This window comes from Bradyrhizobium sp. 17 (assembly GCF_023073515.1).
GTDB classification, from domain to species: Bacteria; Pseudomonadota; Alphaproteobacteria; order Rhizobiales; family Xanthobacteraceae; genus Bradyrhizobium; species Bradyrhizobium canariense_D.
In genome coordinates this window covers 539327-554530 of the sequence record NZ_JADPJQ010000124.1, presented here as the reverse complement: position 1 = coordinate 554530, position 15204 = coordinate 539327, and the positions used below count along the sequence as shown (strand labels likewise).

The window sequence follows — 15204 nt, the reverse complement described above, 5'->3', positions numbered from 1 at the left end:
GCGATCTGGAAACGGCAGATCATCGCCTAGGGCTGCGCCATCCAGCAATATCCAGCCGACGGCTAATCGCCCACATCCCAGTTAAGTGTTTGATTGGTTGGCAGGAGTGGCAGGGCTCGAACCTGCGACCCCCGGTTTTGGAGACCGGTGCTCTACCAATTGAGCTACACTCCTACGGACCCTGCGTTGCCGCGCGGATCAGGCCGCTTTGAAGCACAAGGGGCGGCCGGATTGCAAGGCCGGATTGCAAGGGTGAAGCGCGCTGGCTTCGCTTGTTTGTGCCGCGCCTTCTGGGCCACAGTCCGCTCCGAACAATAATAAGCACCGGGAGTACCCATGACTGCCCAAGCGTCCGCGACAGCCGCCCCTCGCCCCTCGATCGCCGCGAAGACCCCGCCTCTGCCGGAATCCCGCCCCGAGACGCTCGGGCTGTCGCGCCCTCGCCTCGAGACCATGTCGGACGCCTTCAAGCGCGAGATCGACAAGGGAACCGTGCCGGGCGTCACCGTGCTGGTGGCACGGCACGGTCAGGTCGGATGGTTTGAGGCGCTCGGGAAACAGAGCCCGACGGGCGCGGCGCCGATGGCGCATGATTCGATCTTCCGCATTTTCTCGATGACCAAGCCGATCGTGTCGGTCGGCGTCATGACGCTGGTCGAGGACGGCCACCTGCTCCTTGCCGACCCCGTCGCGAAATTCATCCCGGAGTTCGCCAACCAGAAGGTCGGCGTGGTCAGCGGCGGCAAGCTGGAACTGGTTCCGCCGAAGCGCCCGATGACGGTGCAGGACCTGCTCCGCCACACCTCCGGCCTGACCTACGAGCACCAGGGCGACGGCCCCGTGCACAAGATCTATCAGGACTCGCGGGTGCGCAGCCGCAAGATCACCAATGCCGAGCACGCCGCCCTGGTCGCGAGCTTCCCGCTGGTCTGTCACCCCGGCGACGAGTTCAACTACAGCCGCTCCACCGACATCCTCGGGCGCATCATCGAGGTCGTCAGCGGCAAGTCGCTCGGCACGTACCTCACCGAGCGCATTCTCACGCCCTTGCAGATGGCCGAGACCGGCTTTGCGACAGCGGAGGTCAATGCCAACAGGCTCGCCGAGCCATTCGCGGCCGATCCCTGGACCGGCGACAAGGTCGCGCTGTTCAACATGCTCGAGCAGCCCATCATGGAGTCCGGCGGCGGCGGCCTCGTCTCCACCACGATGGACTATGCCCGCTTCGCGCTGATGCTGCGCAATGGCGGCACGCTCGACGGCAACAGGATCATCGGCCGCAAGACGCTGGAGCTGATGGCCTCCGATCATCTCGGCCCGAACGTCGTGACCAACGGCACGCTGCTGTCGCCTGGCCATGGTTTCGGCCTCGGGTTCGCGGTGCGGCGCGAAGCCGGCATCGCGCCCTTCCCCGGCAGCGTCGGCCAGTTTTTCTGGAGCGGCATCGCGGGGACGTTCTTCTGGATCGATCCGAAGGAGGATCTGTTCGTCGTGTTCATGAGCCAGGGCCCGGGGCAGCGCGATCATACGCGTACGCTGGTGCGGGATCTGGTGTACGCGGCGGTGGATTGAGGCGGCGCCGCTATGCGCGGCGCTGCATCACATTTTCGCTGTCATGCCCCGGCTTGACCGGGGCATCCAGTACTCCGGGGCGGATGTGGCGAGAGCGAGCTCTCCAACGAAGGCCGCGGAGTACTGGATCGCCCGCCTTCACGGGCGATGACACCTATTGGGGCCTCAACTGATCGTCGCGCCGCCGTCGATCACCATGGTCTGGCCGGTCATGAAGTCGCCGGCCTTCGAGCCCAGGAACACCGCGGCGCCCGCGATCTCGTCGGGGATGCCGATGCGCAGCAGCGGCGAACGCGCAGTCGAGGCTTTCAGGTTCTCCGGATTGTCCCACAACGCTTTCGCGAAATCGGTCTTGATCAGGCCGGGCGCGATGCAGTTCACGCGGATATTGTGCGGGCCATATTCGCAGGCCAAATTGCGCGCGAGCTGCATGTCGGCGGCTTTCGAGATCGCGTAGGCGCCGAGGATGGTCGAGCCTTTCAGGCCGCCGATCGAGGAGACGATGATGATCGAGCCATCCTTGCGCTCGATCATCTGCGGCACCACCATCGAGATCAGCCAGTTGTTGGCGACGATGTTGTTGTCCAGGATCTTCCTGAACTGATCGTCCGAGATGCCGGCGAGCGGGCCGTAATACGGGTTCGACGCGGCGTTGCAGACCAGCACGTCGATCTTGCCGAAGGCGCGGTTGCTCTCGTCGATGAGGTTCTGCAGATTTTCCTTCGACGAGATGTTGGCGGCGATCGCCACCGCCGTGCCCTTGCCGAACTTGTCGTTGATCCTCTTGGCGACCTGGTCGCAAACGTCGGCCTTGCGCGAGGAGATCACCACCTTGGCGCCGTGCTCGGCCATGCGCTCGGCGATCGCAAGCCCAATGCCGCGCGTCGAACCAGTGATGACGGCGACTTTCCTCTTCATGTCGAACAAGGTCATGTTTCTCTCCCAGAGTACGTTTTGATTGCTTGAAGCTTACGCCGCGTCCGCGCCACCGGGCAATTGCTCAGGCGAGCTTCTTGACTTCCGGTCCCGCGGGTTGATGCATCGCCGCATGCGCATCGTCCGCGATCCACGGCTGCTGGTTCACCATCGGCAGCCGCCAGACATTGCGTTCGGGGCTTGCGAAATAGTCGAGCCGCGTCACCGAGCAATTGTCGATATCGAACGCGAGCCCTCGCTCCGGCTGATTGTCGAGCGCCAGCCCCAGCGCTGCCTTGATGGTGCCGCCATGTGCGACCGCGATCACGTCCTGCCCGGCGGCCTCATTGTTGATCCGCTCGATGGTGCGGCGGGTGCGGTTGTAGAGGTCCATGAAGCTTTCGCCGCCGGGTGCAGGCTCGTTGATGTCGGCAAACCAGCTCGAGCCGACGGGACGGCTGGCGATGAACTCGGCGCGGTTCATGCCCTGCCAACGGCCGAGGTTTTGTTCGGCGAGGTCCGCCTCCCATTTCATCGATGCAGGCCTCGGGAATCCGGCCGCCCAGATCGCTTCGGCGGTCTGATGGGTGCGCATCAGATTGCTCGAATACCAGACCGCCTTGCGTGGCAGCACCTTGGCAACAGCATTGAAGACGTAGGTATCGCTGGTGTCGCAGGCGAGATCGGACTGACCGTAGATGTTGCCACCGTCATTGCGCACGGGCGCGTGACGGACCCACCACCAGCGTGTCGTGACCACTTTGGGCTTGTCTGCACCTGCCATCGAAACCCTTCCATCCCGTCTGATGTCGCTGTACGTCAGTAGCGAACGTGTCTCAAGACACTTTACCGTTTGAAATCTTGTTTGAAATTCCGTCGCGCGGCAAGCGTCGCGCGCGAACCAAAGGGAGAAACCGCATGGGCCGTCTGCAAGGCAAATCCGTCATCATCACCGGTGCCGGCAGCGGCATCGGCCGCGCGGCCGCGCTGCTGTTCACCAGGGAAGGCGCCAAGCTAATCGCGGTCGATCGCAGCGAGGCGGTGAAGGAGACGGTCGACGAGGTGAAGAAGGCCGGCGGTGTCGCGGAAGCCATGATGGCGGATGCGGGCTCCGAAAAGGACGTCATGGCCGTGATCGACAAGGCGGTGAAGACGCACGGCCGGCTCGACGTGATCTGGGCCAATGCCGGCGTCTCCGGCGGACTCGTTCCGCTCGGCGAGCAGACCGTCGAGCAATGGCAGGAAGTCTTGCGCATCAACCTGATCGGGCCGTTTCTCGCGGTGAAGCATGCGATGCCGCACATGGTGAAGCAGCAGTCCGGCGCGATCGTGCTCACCGCGTCCGTCGCGGGCCTCAAGGCCGGCGCCAGCGGACATCCCTATGCCGCGAGCAAGGCCGGCGTCATCTCCCTGGTGCAGACCACCGCCTATTCGCTCACCGGCACCGGTGTGCGCATCAACGCGGTGTGCCCGGGCCTGATCGAGACCGGCATGACCAAGCCGATCTTCGACCGCGCCAAGGAGCGCGGCACCCCCGACAAGATCGGCCAGCTCAATCCGCTCAAGCGCCCCGGCCAGCCGCACGAGCTCGCCGCGATGGGACTGTTCTTGGCCAGCGACGAGGCGTCGTACGTCAATGGCCAGGCCTTCCCGGTGGACGGCGGACTGACGGCGTCGATGCCGTATACGGGGAAGCCGGTTTAGTTCACGCACTCTCGCGTCCCGGAGGCGCTGCAGCTTTCTCACGCTGCTGCGCTGCGTCCGGGGCACGAGACAGAAGTTTTGGCGCGCAACTGCTTCAGCATCGTCATTGCGAGCACAGCGAAGCAATCCAGAGTCTTTCCGCGGCGTCAGCCTGGATTGCTTCGCTGTGCTCGCAATGACGGAGTCTGTGCTCGCAATGACGGAGTCTGTGGGTGGCAGGGTCGCGCTTCCATTCGCATTCCCGTTCGCAGACACACCTTCGCCCTCTCGCGGCTTGTTCGCCCGAGCTTTGCTTGGTCGCCTCACCCTCGAATGAAAGAGGGCGCAGGGAAGACCGGGCGCCGGCTGGCACCCGCGGTCCACTGCGCGAAGTTGCAGTAAAAAATCTGCACAGCGGCATACAGGTGAAGCCAAAACGTCCGGCCTTCCCTGCGCAGCGGTTTTACGGCTTATGCCGTGCTCTCCCCGGGGAGCGATGCACTATTGCCCCCGTCGCCTCATGGATGGCTGATGCGCGAACCCGGTCGGGCCGCCACATCACCACAAGACTTGACGCACAGACCCCGGGCGTCAGGACGACACGGTTTTGCCGTACGCTGTCAGCACCGGTCGTGTGCGCGACGCCTTCGCTCACGGTTGCCCGCCCTGCGAAACCATTCGCGCCGGTGTGGCCCAGCGTCCGCCGCTGTCCGGCCCGCGTTCGTGACGATCGCGATACGCCCCTCTTCCTTGGGCCGGGTTACGGCGACACATACGCCGTTTCCGAATTTCGGTAAAGTGGAATATTTTCAGCGGCGGGCGTTGACCTGCCGCTCGCGTGTTTTGCCCGTCGGCCAATGCAAGGGCTTGTAGCCCGGATGAGCGAAGCGACATCCGGGATTCCGACCACGAGCTGTCCCGGGTATCGCTTCGCTCACCCGGGCTACCGGTCTGTGTTGATTTGCTCTACCAGAGGCGACGTTGGTATGGTTCGTGCAAGCACTTCAGCTTCCATCCCCCTGACAAGAACGTGACAATGCCAAGCTCAAGACCCGACCGTATTCGCAAGCTGCTCGCCGACCTCGTCGGCTTCGACACGATCAGCGATCGCTCCAACCTGCCCCTGATCGCGCATATCGAGAGCTATCTCGCCGCACACGGCGTCAAGAGTGAGCGCATCGTCGACGAGACCGGACAGAAAGCCGCGCTATGGGTCACCATTGGACCCGAGGACCGCCCCGGCCTGGTGCTGTCGGGACATACCGACGTGGTGCCTGTGGTCGGCCAGGACTGGAGCCACGATCCCTTCAAGCTGATCGAGCGCGACGGCAAGCTTTACGGCCGCGGCACCACCGACATGAAGGGATTCGTCGCGGTGTGCCTTGCCATGGTGCCGGAGATGCTGGAGGCGAAGCTGACAACGCCGATTCATCTCGCCATCTCCTATGACGAGGAGATCGGTTGCGTCGGCGTGCGGCCGATGCTGCGCGAGCTCGCGAAGAAACGGATCAAGCCGCTCGGCGCCTTCATCGGCGAGCCGACCGAGATGAAGGTCATCATCGGCCACAAGGGCAAGCACGGCGTGCGCGCCACGTTCCAGGGCCTCGCCCGCCACTCCTCGATCGCGCCCGAGGGCGTCAACGCGATCGAATACGCCGCCGAGCTGATCGTCGAAATCCGCCGCCGCGCGTTGCAACTCGCAAGCACGAAAGCAACGAACAGCCTCTACGATGTCCCTCACTCGACGCTGCTCACCAGCATCGTGCATGGCGGCGCCGCGCTCAACATCGTGCCCGATACCTGCACGGTGGATTTCGAATGCCGCGGCATCGGCATAACCGAATCCAGGGAGGTGACGGATGCGATCGTCGCCTGGGCCAAGACCGAGATCGAGCCGGCGATGAGGGCGCGACACCCGGAGTGCGGCATCGACTTCGAAGAGATCCTCGATTATCCCGCCCTCGACACCGCCGCCGACGCCACCATCGTCACGCTGGCCAAGAGCCTCGCGGGGCGCAACGACCACGCCAAGGTCGCCTTCGGCACCGAGGCGAGCCTGTTCGCCAGCATGACCGATATCCCGTCAGTGGTGATCGGGCCCGGGTCGATCGCGCAGGCGCATACGCCGGACGAGTTCGTGGAGATGGCGGAGCTGGAGAAATGCGCAGGCTTCGTGGAGAAGCTGATCGCGCATTGCGTGAAGGGGTAAGGTGTTTCCGCGTCATTGCGAGGAGCTCTTGCGACGAAGCAATCCAGACTGCCACCGTGCGAAGATTCTGGATTGCTTCGCTTCGCTCGCAATGACGAGCGTCTGGAGACACCCGTAGTCCGCATGAGCATAGCGGCGACATGCGGGGCCGCTGTCCCGGATATCGCTGCGCTCATCCGGGCTACGAATGAGCGGTGCGCCTCATCGCTCCTGCAAAGCCAGCCGCACGCCGACGGCGCAGTAGATGGTCCCGACCACCTTGCCCTGCCATTTCACGACGGCTGGATGGCGGCGAAGCAAATTGCCGAGACGGCCGGCGCCGACGGCGAACACCACCGTGCTAAGGAGGCCGAGCAACACGAACACAGCGCCGAGCAGCGCGAGCTGCAGCGTCGTCGAGCCATGCTCGGGCCGGACGAACTGCGGCAGGAACGCAAGGAAGAACAACGCGGTCTTCGGATTCAGCACCTCGGTCAGCACGGCCTGCCGGAATGCCCGCGCTGCGCTGATCGCGGGCGCACCGCCATTCACCTCGATCGGCGTCTTGTCGAGCATGGCGCGAATGCCGAGATAGATCAGAAAGCCCGCGCCCGCGTATTTGACGACGCTGAACAGGAGCGCCGACGTTGCGATGATCGCAGAGAGGCCGACGATCGCCATGGTGGTGTGGACCACGTCACCAGCCGCAATTCCCGCGCCCGTCGCGATGCCGACCCTGGTCCCCGAGCTCGCGGCGCGCGCCATGGTGAGGAGTGTCGCCGGTCCGGGAATGAAGACGAAGCCGAGGACGATGAGGATGTAGGTGATGAGGGTGGTGTAATCGATCATGCGGGCATCTCTCTCGTCATTCTGTCCCGTGTCCAGACACGAGAGGAACGCAAGCAAAGGCGCGGCCGTCAGCCGCGCCTTCGGATTCCTTAAACCGCGCCCGCCTTCTGCGCGTACTCCCAAGACGCCTTCGACAGCGGAACGGTGCGCTTGGCTGACTCCAGCGCCTTGGCATTCGCCGCGGTGCCGTCGCGGACCCGGCCGGCGATGCCTTGCGTGATGCCGGCGAGACGGAACAGGTTGTAGGCGAAATACCAGTTGAGGTCAGGCACCGTCATCTTGGTGACGTTGCAATAGATCTGCGCGGCCTCCTCCACGCTCGGGATGTTGAGCGCCTTGAGGTCGGCGCCGTCCAGGCCGGGCATGACCCACTGCATCAGCAGATAGGTGAAGTCGGCCATGGGATCGCCGAGCGTCGACAATTCCCAATCGAGCACGGCCTGCACGCGTGGTTCCGTCGCGTGGAAAATCATGTTGTCGAGGCGATAGTCGCCGTGGACGATCGAGACGCGCGCCTGCTCCGGCACGGTCTTCGGCAACCATTCGGCGACCTTCTCGAACTCCGGAATGGTCTGGGTCTCGGACGCGCGGTACTGCTTGGTCCAGCGGTCGATCTGCCGGGCAAAGTAGTTGCCGGGTTTGCCGAAGTCGCCAAGACCGATCGCGACGGGATCGAACATGTGGAGTTTTGCCAGCGTCTCGATCTTGCTGGTGAAGATCTTTCGACGATCATCCCGCGTCTGGCTCGGCAGCGTCGGATCCCAGAACACCCGGCCGTCTTCCATCGACATGATGTAGAAGGCCGAACCGATGATGCTGTCGTCCTGGCACAGCGCATAGGCCTTCGCGACCGGAAAGCCCTGCTTTCCCAGCGCCGCGATCACGCGATATTCGCGATCGACCGCGTGCGCCGACGGCAACAATTTGCCGAACGGTTTTCGGCGCATCACATAGGAGCGGTTCGGCGTGTCGAGCCGATAGGTCGGGTTGGACTGGCCGCCCTTGAACTGGAGCACGACCAGCGGTCCCTCATAACCCTCGACGTTCTCGCGCAGCCAGGCTTCGAGCCGCATCTCGTCGATGCGATGACGCTCCTCGACCGGTTTGGTGCCCGAGAACTCTTCGTCTTTCCTGACGCCGTCAGCCACGATGACGCTCCCTCTTCAGTCCGAACATGATCCTAATCGGTAACCCCCAGCGCACTTGCGTCAAGCGGTCATCCGATCACGGATCATGCCCTGTCATTTCTTCAAATCGGGAGCGCCAGCGTGCTCTCCCGCTTAATGACTGGAAGAGTTTGCATACTTCCGAACCTCGAGCCTGGCAATGGCGCGATTGTGCACCTCGTCCGGGCCGTCGGCGAGACGGAGCGTGCGGATGTGGGCGTAGTCCTTGGCGAGGCCGGCTTCGTCCGAGACGCCTGCACCGCCGAAGGCCTGGATCGCCTCGTCGATGATCTTCAGCGCCATGTTGGGGGCTGCGACCTTGATCATGGCGATCTCGGCCTGCGCGGTCTTGTTGCCGACCTTGTCCATCATGTCGGCGGCCTTGAGGCACAACAGCCGCGTCATCTCGATGTTGGTGCGGGCCTCGCCGATGCGCTGCTCCCACACCGAATGCTCGACGATCCGCTTGCCGAAGGCAGTGCGCGAGGTAAGCCGCTTCACCATTTTCTCCAGCGCCTCCTCGGCCTTGCCGATGGTGCGCATGCAGTGATGGATACGGCCGGGACCGAGGCGGCCCTGCGCGATCTCGAAGCCGCGGCCTTCGCCGAGCAGGATGTTCTCCTTCGGCACCCGCACGTTCTCGAGCAGCACCTGGGCGTGGCCGTGCGGCGCGTCGTCAAAGCCGAACACGGGCAGCATCTTCTCGACCTTGATGCCGGGAGTGTCGAGCGGAACCAGGATCTGCGACTGCTGCTGGTGCTTGGCCGCCTTGAAGTCGGTCTTGCCCATCAGGATCGCGATCTTGCAGCGGGGATCGCCGACGCCGGACGACCACCATTTGCGGCCGTTGATGACGTAGTGGTCGCCGTCGCGCACAATGCTGGTCTCGATGTTAGTGGCGTCAGACGAGGCCACGGCCGGCTCCGTCATCAGGAAGGCGGAGCGGATTTCGCCGTCCATCAGCGGACGCAGCCATTTGCGCTTCTGCTCCTTGGAGCCGTAGCGCATGAATACTTCCATGTTGCCGGTGTCGGGCGCGGAACAATTGAAGACTTCCGAAGCCCAGGAGATGTGGCCCATCTGCTCGGAGAGCAGCGCGTATTCGAGATTGGTCAGTCCCGCGCCGCGGAATTCGTCGTCCTCATGCTCGTTGGGCGGCATGAACATGTTCCAGAGGCCTTCGGCTTTCGCCTTCTTCTTGAGATCCTCGAGCACCGGGATCACCTTCCAGCGTTCGCCGCTGCGATCCTGCTCATCATAGACCGGCACCGCCGGGCGCACGTGCTTGGCCATGAAGGACTGCACGCGGTCGAGCCATTCCTTCTGCTTCGGCGACAGATCGAAATCCATGGGACGCTCCTCGTCTTTGCCAACTCGTTTGGCGAACTTGTTTTGCGCCGGACTGTCCACCCGCATTGTGCGACCCGCAAGTGCGAATGCGCGGCTTGCGGATGCTCCGGAACCCATTCGCGCGTTTGCGAACGAGTCCCGATTGCGGATTGACTTTCCCGGCCTTCAAACGATAGTTTCATACAACCGTTTGAATTGCAACTCCCTCCCCGAGGGGCTCCCATGGCCAGCGATCATACCCGGACTGCCATTCTCGCCGCTGCCGAACGGCTCTATGCCGATCGCGGGTTCGGCGACGTGACGTTGCGCGACATCGTCGCTGAGGCCAATGTCAACCTCGCGGCGGTGAACTATCATTTCGGCTCGAAGGACGAGTTGATCGCGGAGCTGTTCGTGACACGCTCGATCGCCACCAATCGCGAGCGTCTGCGCGAATTGAAGGCGGCGGAAGAACAAGGCGGCGGCCGCGCGCCGATCGAGGTAATCCTGCATGCCTTGGTCGGCCCGACGCTGCGCGGCTGCCTCGGTCCCGAGAACCAGCGCTCGAGCGCGGCGCGCTTCATGATCCGCGCTTCGATCGAATCCGTGCCGCCGATCCGCCGCATCAAGAATCGCGAGATCGACCATTTGCGCAAATTCGCCGGCGCGATGCGAAGGTCCCTGCCCGACCGCAGCGACGTCGATATTTACTGGGGCCTGAACTTCGCGCTCGCCATGGCGCACCACACCATCCGCGAGAGCGAGCGGCTGACGAAACTGTCGGAGGGCAAATGCGACCTCGACGATGTCGAGGACGTGGTCGCGCGCGTCGTCAGCGTGGCGACGATGGCGCTGACGGCGGGACGGACGGAGGCGAAGGCGCCGTCAAAAATGGCGGCGCGCTAACCTTCACATCATCGCGATGCAGTCGATCTCGACGTCGAAGGGGCCGAACCATTCCGGCGTACAGACGAAGATCCGCGCCGGCGGATCGTGCGGGAAATAGCGCGCATAGACGTTGTTGAACGCGGCAAAGTGCTTGGTCGAGGTGCAGTAGACGTTGCACTTCATGACGTTGTCGAGGCTCGCGCCCGCCGTCTCAAGGCACAGCTTCATCTGCTCCATGATCAGCTCGCTCTGCCGTTCGATCGGCACGTCCGCGATCTCGCCCGTCTCGGGGTCGAATGGCGGCAGGCCGGCGACGAAGATCATGTTGCCGGCGCGCGTGACCGGCGAGACCGGCGCCTGCCGACGATCGAGGAAAGTCGAGATCGGTTCGACGCGGAGCGCTTCGCGTTTCATTTCGAGATTCATGGGCGGCCACCTTCGGTCCAAGCGAGATGACGGCTTGCTACAGCATGTTGCAGCCGTCATGCTTCGCTTCTGATCGAAGTTTGGTCGCCGAGCCGCCTAGGCGTGCTGCGGCATCTCCTCGGCCTCTTCCTTGGCGAGCAGCAGCAGCATCTCGATGCCCATGTCGCCTTCCTGCGGCGAGCGGATGAACTTTATTTCGTCGGCGCTTTGCCGCAACGCGGCAATGATCGCGACGGCCTGGTTGGCCGTTGCCGCCTCGGTCGCCAGAATTGCCTTCTGGTTCTTGGCCTGAAACCCGATCGTGTAGGACATGCGTTCCCTCCCGGACTGAGTGGACCGATCGAATCTGAGTCGCGCGCGGAGCGGAAGCCTGTGTGAGTACGGACCGGAATTATCTGGGGATTGCCCGCAAGGTTCGCGCAAGGCCGCAGGAGCGTCATGTTGACGTCCCTTTTTATCCAGTGGCGATCAGGCCAAACCGCGCGCGCCGCTTCGCCGAAGCTAGATAATCCCCTGCTGCTTCAGCGCCTCGATCTTGCCGGCATCGTAGCCGAGCTTGCCGGCGAGCACCTCCTGGGTGTGCTCACCGAGCAGCGGCGGGGCGCGGTAATCCTTGATCGGGGTTTCCGAGAGCGTCAGCGCGTTGCGGATCAGCGAGAGATCGGGCTGGAAGGGATGATCGACCTTCACCCGCATGCCGCGCGACTGGACGTGCGGATCGGAAAACACCTGCTCGAAATTGTTGATCGGGCCGGAGGGCACGCCGGCCTCCTCCAATCTGTCCAGCCAATAGGCCACCGGCTGCTTCAGGAACAGGCCGGCGAAGATCGCCATGATCTCCTTGCCGTGCACGACGCGGTCGTTGTTCCTGACGAAACGCTTGTCGCTCGCGAGTTCGGGCGCGCCGAGCACGGCGCAGGTGCGCTGGAACTGGCCGTCATTGCCGACCACCAGCATCAGCTCGCCGTCGGTGCAGCGGAACACGCCGGCCGGCATGCCGCCATTGCCCCAGGTGCCGCGGCGCGGCGGCGTCTTGCCGTTGACGAGGTAGATCTGCAGCCAGTGCGACAACGACGCGATGACGGTGTCGAACAGGCAGACGTCGATATGCTGCCCCACGCCATCATTGGCGTCGCGATGATAGAGCGCCGAGAGAATCCCGATCGAGGTGTTCATGCCGGTCATGTAGTCGACGATCGACGGGCCGACCTTCATCGGGCCCTCGCCGGGCTCGCCGTCGATATGGCCGGTGACGCTCATCAGGCCGCCCATCGCCTGCAGGATGGCGTCGTAGCCGGCGCGCGGCGCATAGGGGCCGGTCTGGCCGAAGCCGGTCACCGAGCAGTAGATAATGCCGGGATTGATCGCCTTGATGGTCTCGTAGTCGAGGCCGTAGCGCTTGAGATCGCCGACCTTGTAGTTCTCCATGAAGACGTCGACATCCTTGGCGAGCTCGCGGATAATCGCCTGCCCCTCGGGCTTGGCGATGTTGACCGTGACCGACTTCTTGTTGCGGTTGGCGCAGAGGTAGAATGAATTGTTGTTGTTGGCCTTGCCCTCGGGGTCAGTCAGGTAAGGCGGGCCGAAGGCGCGCGCGTCGTCACCGGTGCCCGGCCGCTCGATCTTGATAACCTCCGCGCCCAAATCGCCCAGCATCTGGGCCGACAGAGGCCCGGCAAGCACGCGGGTGAGGTCAAGGATCTTGATGCCTGAGAGCGGCAGGGCCGACATGTCGAATTCCTCCGGGAACTGGATCTTGGCGCGGCGGCGAGATCGCAGGCCGCGCTTCCTGCGGATACACTATTTTGGCGATCCGAGCACTGCACTGTGGGCATACGGCCATCCCCCAGCCCGCCCGGCGCAGGTCACCGCGCGGTGAATTTCCGCATGGCGAATATTCTCAGGTTGCAGCCGCTGCAGCCACCTGCGGCCGGCGGCGGCCGAGCAGGACCAGGATCAGCACCGTGGCGCAGGAGCAGACGAAGGTGAGACCGAGCGCGCCGCGGCTGCCGAACTGGGTGAGCAGGCCGACAAGGAGCGGCGGCGAGACCGCGGAGGCGAGATTGAGCGGCAACGCGATCATCGACATCGCCTTGGCGAACTCGGTCTGATCGTAGAACACGAGCGGGATCGTTGCCCGCGCCACCGCCATCGCGCCGCTGCCGGCGCCGTAGAGCAGGATGAAGGCCGCAACCGCCCAGGTCGCGCCCTCGCTCGTCATCAGCAGCAGCATGGCGATCGGCAGCGCCGTGCCGGCGACGAGCCCGGTCGTGATTCCATCCCACCGCCCTCCGCCGAGAAAATCGAGTCCGCGGGCGCTGACCTGGATCACGCCCAGCATCGAGCCAAACGCAAGCGCCTGCGCCGGGGGAAGCCCCTCCGCCCGGAGCAACTCGATCATGATGGCGCCGATGCCAAAATTGACGAAGGCATTCAGCGTGATCGCGGCAACGACGAGGCTGAAGGTGCTCCTGGGAATCGCAGGCGGCGGCGAAGATTTCACCGGCTCGCCGCCACGATCACCGACGATTTTCCGGCGCGGTGCAAAGAATGCATAGAGCGGAAGGTTGATGACGACCATCATGGCTGCATAGACGAGGCACGTCCCGCGCCAGCCGAGCAAACCGCTGAGGAACGACGTCGTCGGCCAGAAGATGCTGCTCGACAGGCCCGTCACCAGCATCAGCGCGCCGATGGCATTCTTGGCCTGCCGCCCGGCGACCTCGTTCAGCATGATATAGGCGCCGGTCGAAAGCGTGGCGCTGCCGGCGATGCCAAGGACGATCCAGGCCGCGAAATACAGCATCGGCTCGCGCGCGAGGGACAGCAGGATGAAGCCCGGCACGGTGAGGACCGTGCCTGAGATCATGACCTTTCGTGCGCCGTGCCGCGCAAACGACCTGGCGAGCCAGGGCGCGCATAGCCCCATCGACACATAGAGGACGGACGTCCCGGCGAACACCGCCGGCAGGCTCATGCCGAGATCGGCCGCGAGATCGCGTCCGACGATGGCGGGAAGACCTATCGTACCCCACCCGACAAGCTGGGAGACCGCAAGCACCAGCAGGACCCCGATGAGCCTGCTGTCAGATTTCAAGAACCGCATTCCAATCGTCGCCTGCCCGGCAGGCGCCGATCACGCCTGTGACACCTGTCTTACCCCCGGACTTAGCGCAGGGAAACGCCGGCCGTCGAATGGCAGCAGGCGGCCGGGAGCATGTCAGGTGGCGGCAGGAGCGCCCTACCCCGCGAGCCCGAGCAGGGATCGCGCCTCGGCCGCAGTCGCCACGCGCCGGCCGTGACGCGCGACAGCCTCACCGGCGACGGCCACGAGCTCGGCGTTGCTGGCCGCGAGGCGCGCCTTGTCGATCCTGATATTGTCCTCGAGGCCGGTGCGGACCGCATCGGCGCCCCGCGCGAGCGCCCAGCCCATGACCTCGGCCTGGTGGCGTCCGATCCCCGCTGCCGTCCATGTCGCCTCCGGGATCAGCCGCCTGAGCTCTCCCAGCAAGATGTCGAGGACATGCTCGTCCGCGGGCATGGCGTTCTTGACGCCCATGACGAACTGCACGTGCGGACGCTGGTCGATCAGCCCCGCCTCGATCAGGCGGCGGGCGCCATGCAGATGCGACAAATCGAAGATCTCGATTTCCGGCCGGATGCCATTCGCCTTCATCCCGGTGGCGAGGGTCTCGACCAGCGCGGCGCTGTTCTCGTAGACGATGGTCGGAAAGTTCACCGATCCCGTGGACAGCGAGGCCATGTCCGGCTTCAGATAGAGCGATGATCCGCGCGCCGAGGGATCGCGGCCCCGCCCTCCGGTCGAGAACTGAACGATCATGTCCGGACAGTGCTTCTTGATCCCCGCCTGCACCAGGGCGAAACGCTCGGGATCGGAGGACGGCGTCTCGTCATCGTTGCGAACATGGATATGGGCGAGCGTGGCACCGGCTTCAAAGGCCTGGTGCGTCGACTCGATCTGCTCGGACGGCAGAATCGGGACCGCGGGATTGTCCTTCTTGCGCGGAACGGAGCCGGTGATTGCGACGGCAATGACGACGGGGTTCATCTTGCAACCTCATATTGATTGCGCTCGCGCGCACCAAATTCGAATCGGCGGCCTGACTATGCAGTGAGGCCCTGCCGCCGCGAACATCATCGATCGCGGCGGCAGTTGCCTCTACCATA

Annotated in this window: 14 protein-coding genes and 1 tRNA gene; 4 read left to right on the top strand and 11 right to left on the bottom strand. The window is 64.1% G+C overall.

Annotation, left to right across the window (positions count from 1 at the left end; translation table 11 throughout):
- Positions 1 to 98: 98 nt before the first annotated feature.
- A tRNA-Trp gene (locus IVB13_RS32855) sits at positions 99 to 174 on the bottom strand.
- 162 nt (positions 175 to 336) lie between these two features.
- Here IVB13_RS32855 and IVB13_RS32850 point away from each other — a divergent pair.
- The gene (locus IVB13_RS32850; RefSeq protein ID WP_018456441.1) at positions 337 to 1572 is read left to right on the top strand and encodes a serine hydrolase domain-containing protein; all 1236 of its coding nucleotides are present in this window, start codon (positions 337 to 339) and stop codon (positions 1570 to 1572) included.
- Between the two features lie 165 nt (positions 1573 to 1737).
- On the opposite strand, the gene IVB13_RS32845 is transcribed toward IVB13_RS32850, so the two are convergent.
- A complete protein-coding gene (locus IVB13_RS32845; RefSeq protein WP_247491339.1) occupies positions 1738 to 2505 on the bottom strand; it encodes an SDR family oxidoreductase in 768 nt (255 codons plus the stop codon).
- Between the two features lie 67 nt (positions 2506 to 2572).
- Positions 2573 to 3271, bottom strand: a complete 699-nt coding sequence (locus IVB13_RS32840) for a histidine phosphatase family protein (protein ID WP_018456439.1) — start codon at positions 3269 to 3271, stop codon at positions 2573 to 2575.
- A gap of 134 nt (positions 3272 to 3405) precedes the next feature.
- On the opposite strand from IVB13_RS32840, the gene IVB13_RS32835 reads away from it, so the two are divergent.
- Positions 3406 to 4191, top strand: coding sequence for an SDR family oxidoreductase (locus tag IVB13_RS32835; RefSeq protein WP_247491337.1), 786 nt, complete (start codon positions 3406 to 3408; stop codon positions 4189 to 4191).
- Positions 4192 to 5206: 1015 nt separating this feature from the next.
- Positions 5207 to 6379, top strand: a complete 1173-nt coding sequence (argE, locus tag IVB13_RS32830) for an acetylornithine deacetylase (RefSeq protein ID WP_247362358.1) — start codon at positions 5207 to 5209, stop codon at positions 6377 to 6379.
- A gap of 201 nt (positions 6380 to 6580) precedes the next feature.
- Here argE and IVB13_RS32825 read toward each other — a convergent pair whose 3' ends face one another.
- The 3 genes from IVB13_RS32825 to IVB13_RS32815 all read right to left on the bottom strand — a co-directional run bounded on the left by IVB13_RS32825 (position 6581) and on the right by IVB13_RS32815 (position 9723).
- The gene (locus tag IVB13_RS32825) at positions 6581 to 7207 is read right to left on the bottom strand and encodes a LysE family translocator (RefSeq protein ID WP_247491336.1); all 627 of its coding nucleotides are present in this window, start codon (positions 7205 to 7207) and stop codon (positions 6581 to 6583) included.
- Between the two features lie 89 nt (positions 7208 to 7296).
- Entirely contained in the window at positions 7297 to 8355 is a 1059-nt protein-coding gene (locus IVB13_RS32820; RefSeq protein WP_085351268.1) for a phosphotransferase family protein, read from the bottom strand.
- 132 nt (positions 8356 to 8487) lie between these two features.
- A complete protein-coding gene (locus IVB13_RS32815; protein ID WP_007611657.1) occupies positions 8488 to 9723 on the bottom strand; it encodes an acyl-CoA dehydrogenase family protein in 1236 nt (411 codons plus the stop codon).
- Positions 9724 to 9945: 222 nt separating this feature from the next.
- Here IVB13_RS32815 and IVB13_RS32810 point away from each other — a divergent pair, with 222 nt between their 5' ends.
- The gene (locus tag IVB13_RS32810; protein ID WP_247362355.1) at positions 9946 to 10608 is read left to right on the top strand and encodes a TetR/AcrR family transcriptional regulator; all 663 of its coding nucleotides are present in this window, start codon (positions 9946 to 9948) and stop codon (positions 10606 to 10608) included.
- Between the two features lie 3 nt (positions 10609 to 10611).
- Here IVB13_RS32810 and IVB13_RS32805 read toward each other — a convergent pair whose 3' ends face one another.
- From IVB13_RS32805 to IVB13_RS32785, 5 genes are all read right to left on the bottom strand, one after another.
- Positions 10612 to 11004 (bottom strand): RidA family protein, encoded by a 393-nt coding sequence (locus tag IVB13_RS32805; RefSeq protein WP_162847229.1) that lies wholly within the window; start codon positions 11002 to 11004, stop codon positions 10612 to 10614.
- A 108-nt stretch (positions 11005 to 11112) separates the two neighbouring features.
- On the bottom strand, positions 11113 to 11328 hold the full coding sequence (locus IVB13_RS32800; RefSeq protein ID WP_018457601.1) for a hypothetical protein: 216 nt from the start codon (positions 11326 to 11328) through the stop codon (positions 11113 to 11115).
- 189 nt (positions 11329 to 11517) lie between these two features.
- A complete protein-coding gene (locus IVB13_RS32795; RefSeq protein ID WP_247362353.1) occupies positions 11518 to 12747 on the bottom strand; it encodes a CaiB/BaiF CoA-transferase family protein in 1230 nt (409 codons plus the stop codon).
- 169 nt (positions 12748 to 12916) lie between these two features.
- A complete protein-coding gene (locus IVB13_RS32790; protein WP_247377499.1) occupies positions 12917 to 14122 on the bottom strand; it encodes an MFS transporter in 1206 nt (401 codons plus the stop codon).
- Between the two features lie 135 nt (positions 14123 to 14257).
- Positions 14258 to 15085, bottom strand: coding sequence for a 3-keto-5-aminohexanoate cleavage protein (locus IVB13_RS32785; RefSeq protein WP_247362349.1), 828 nt, complete (start codon positions 15083 to 15085; stop codon positions 14258 to 14260).
- Positions 15086 to 15204: the final 119 nt, after the last annotated feature.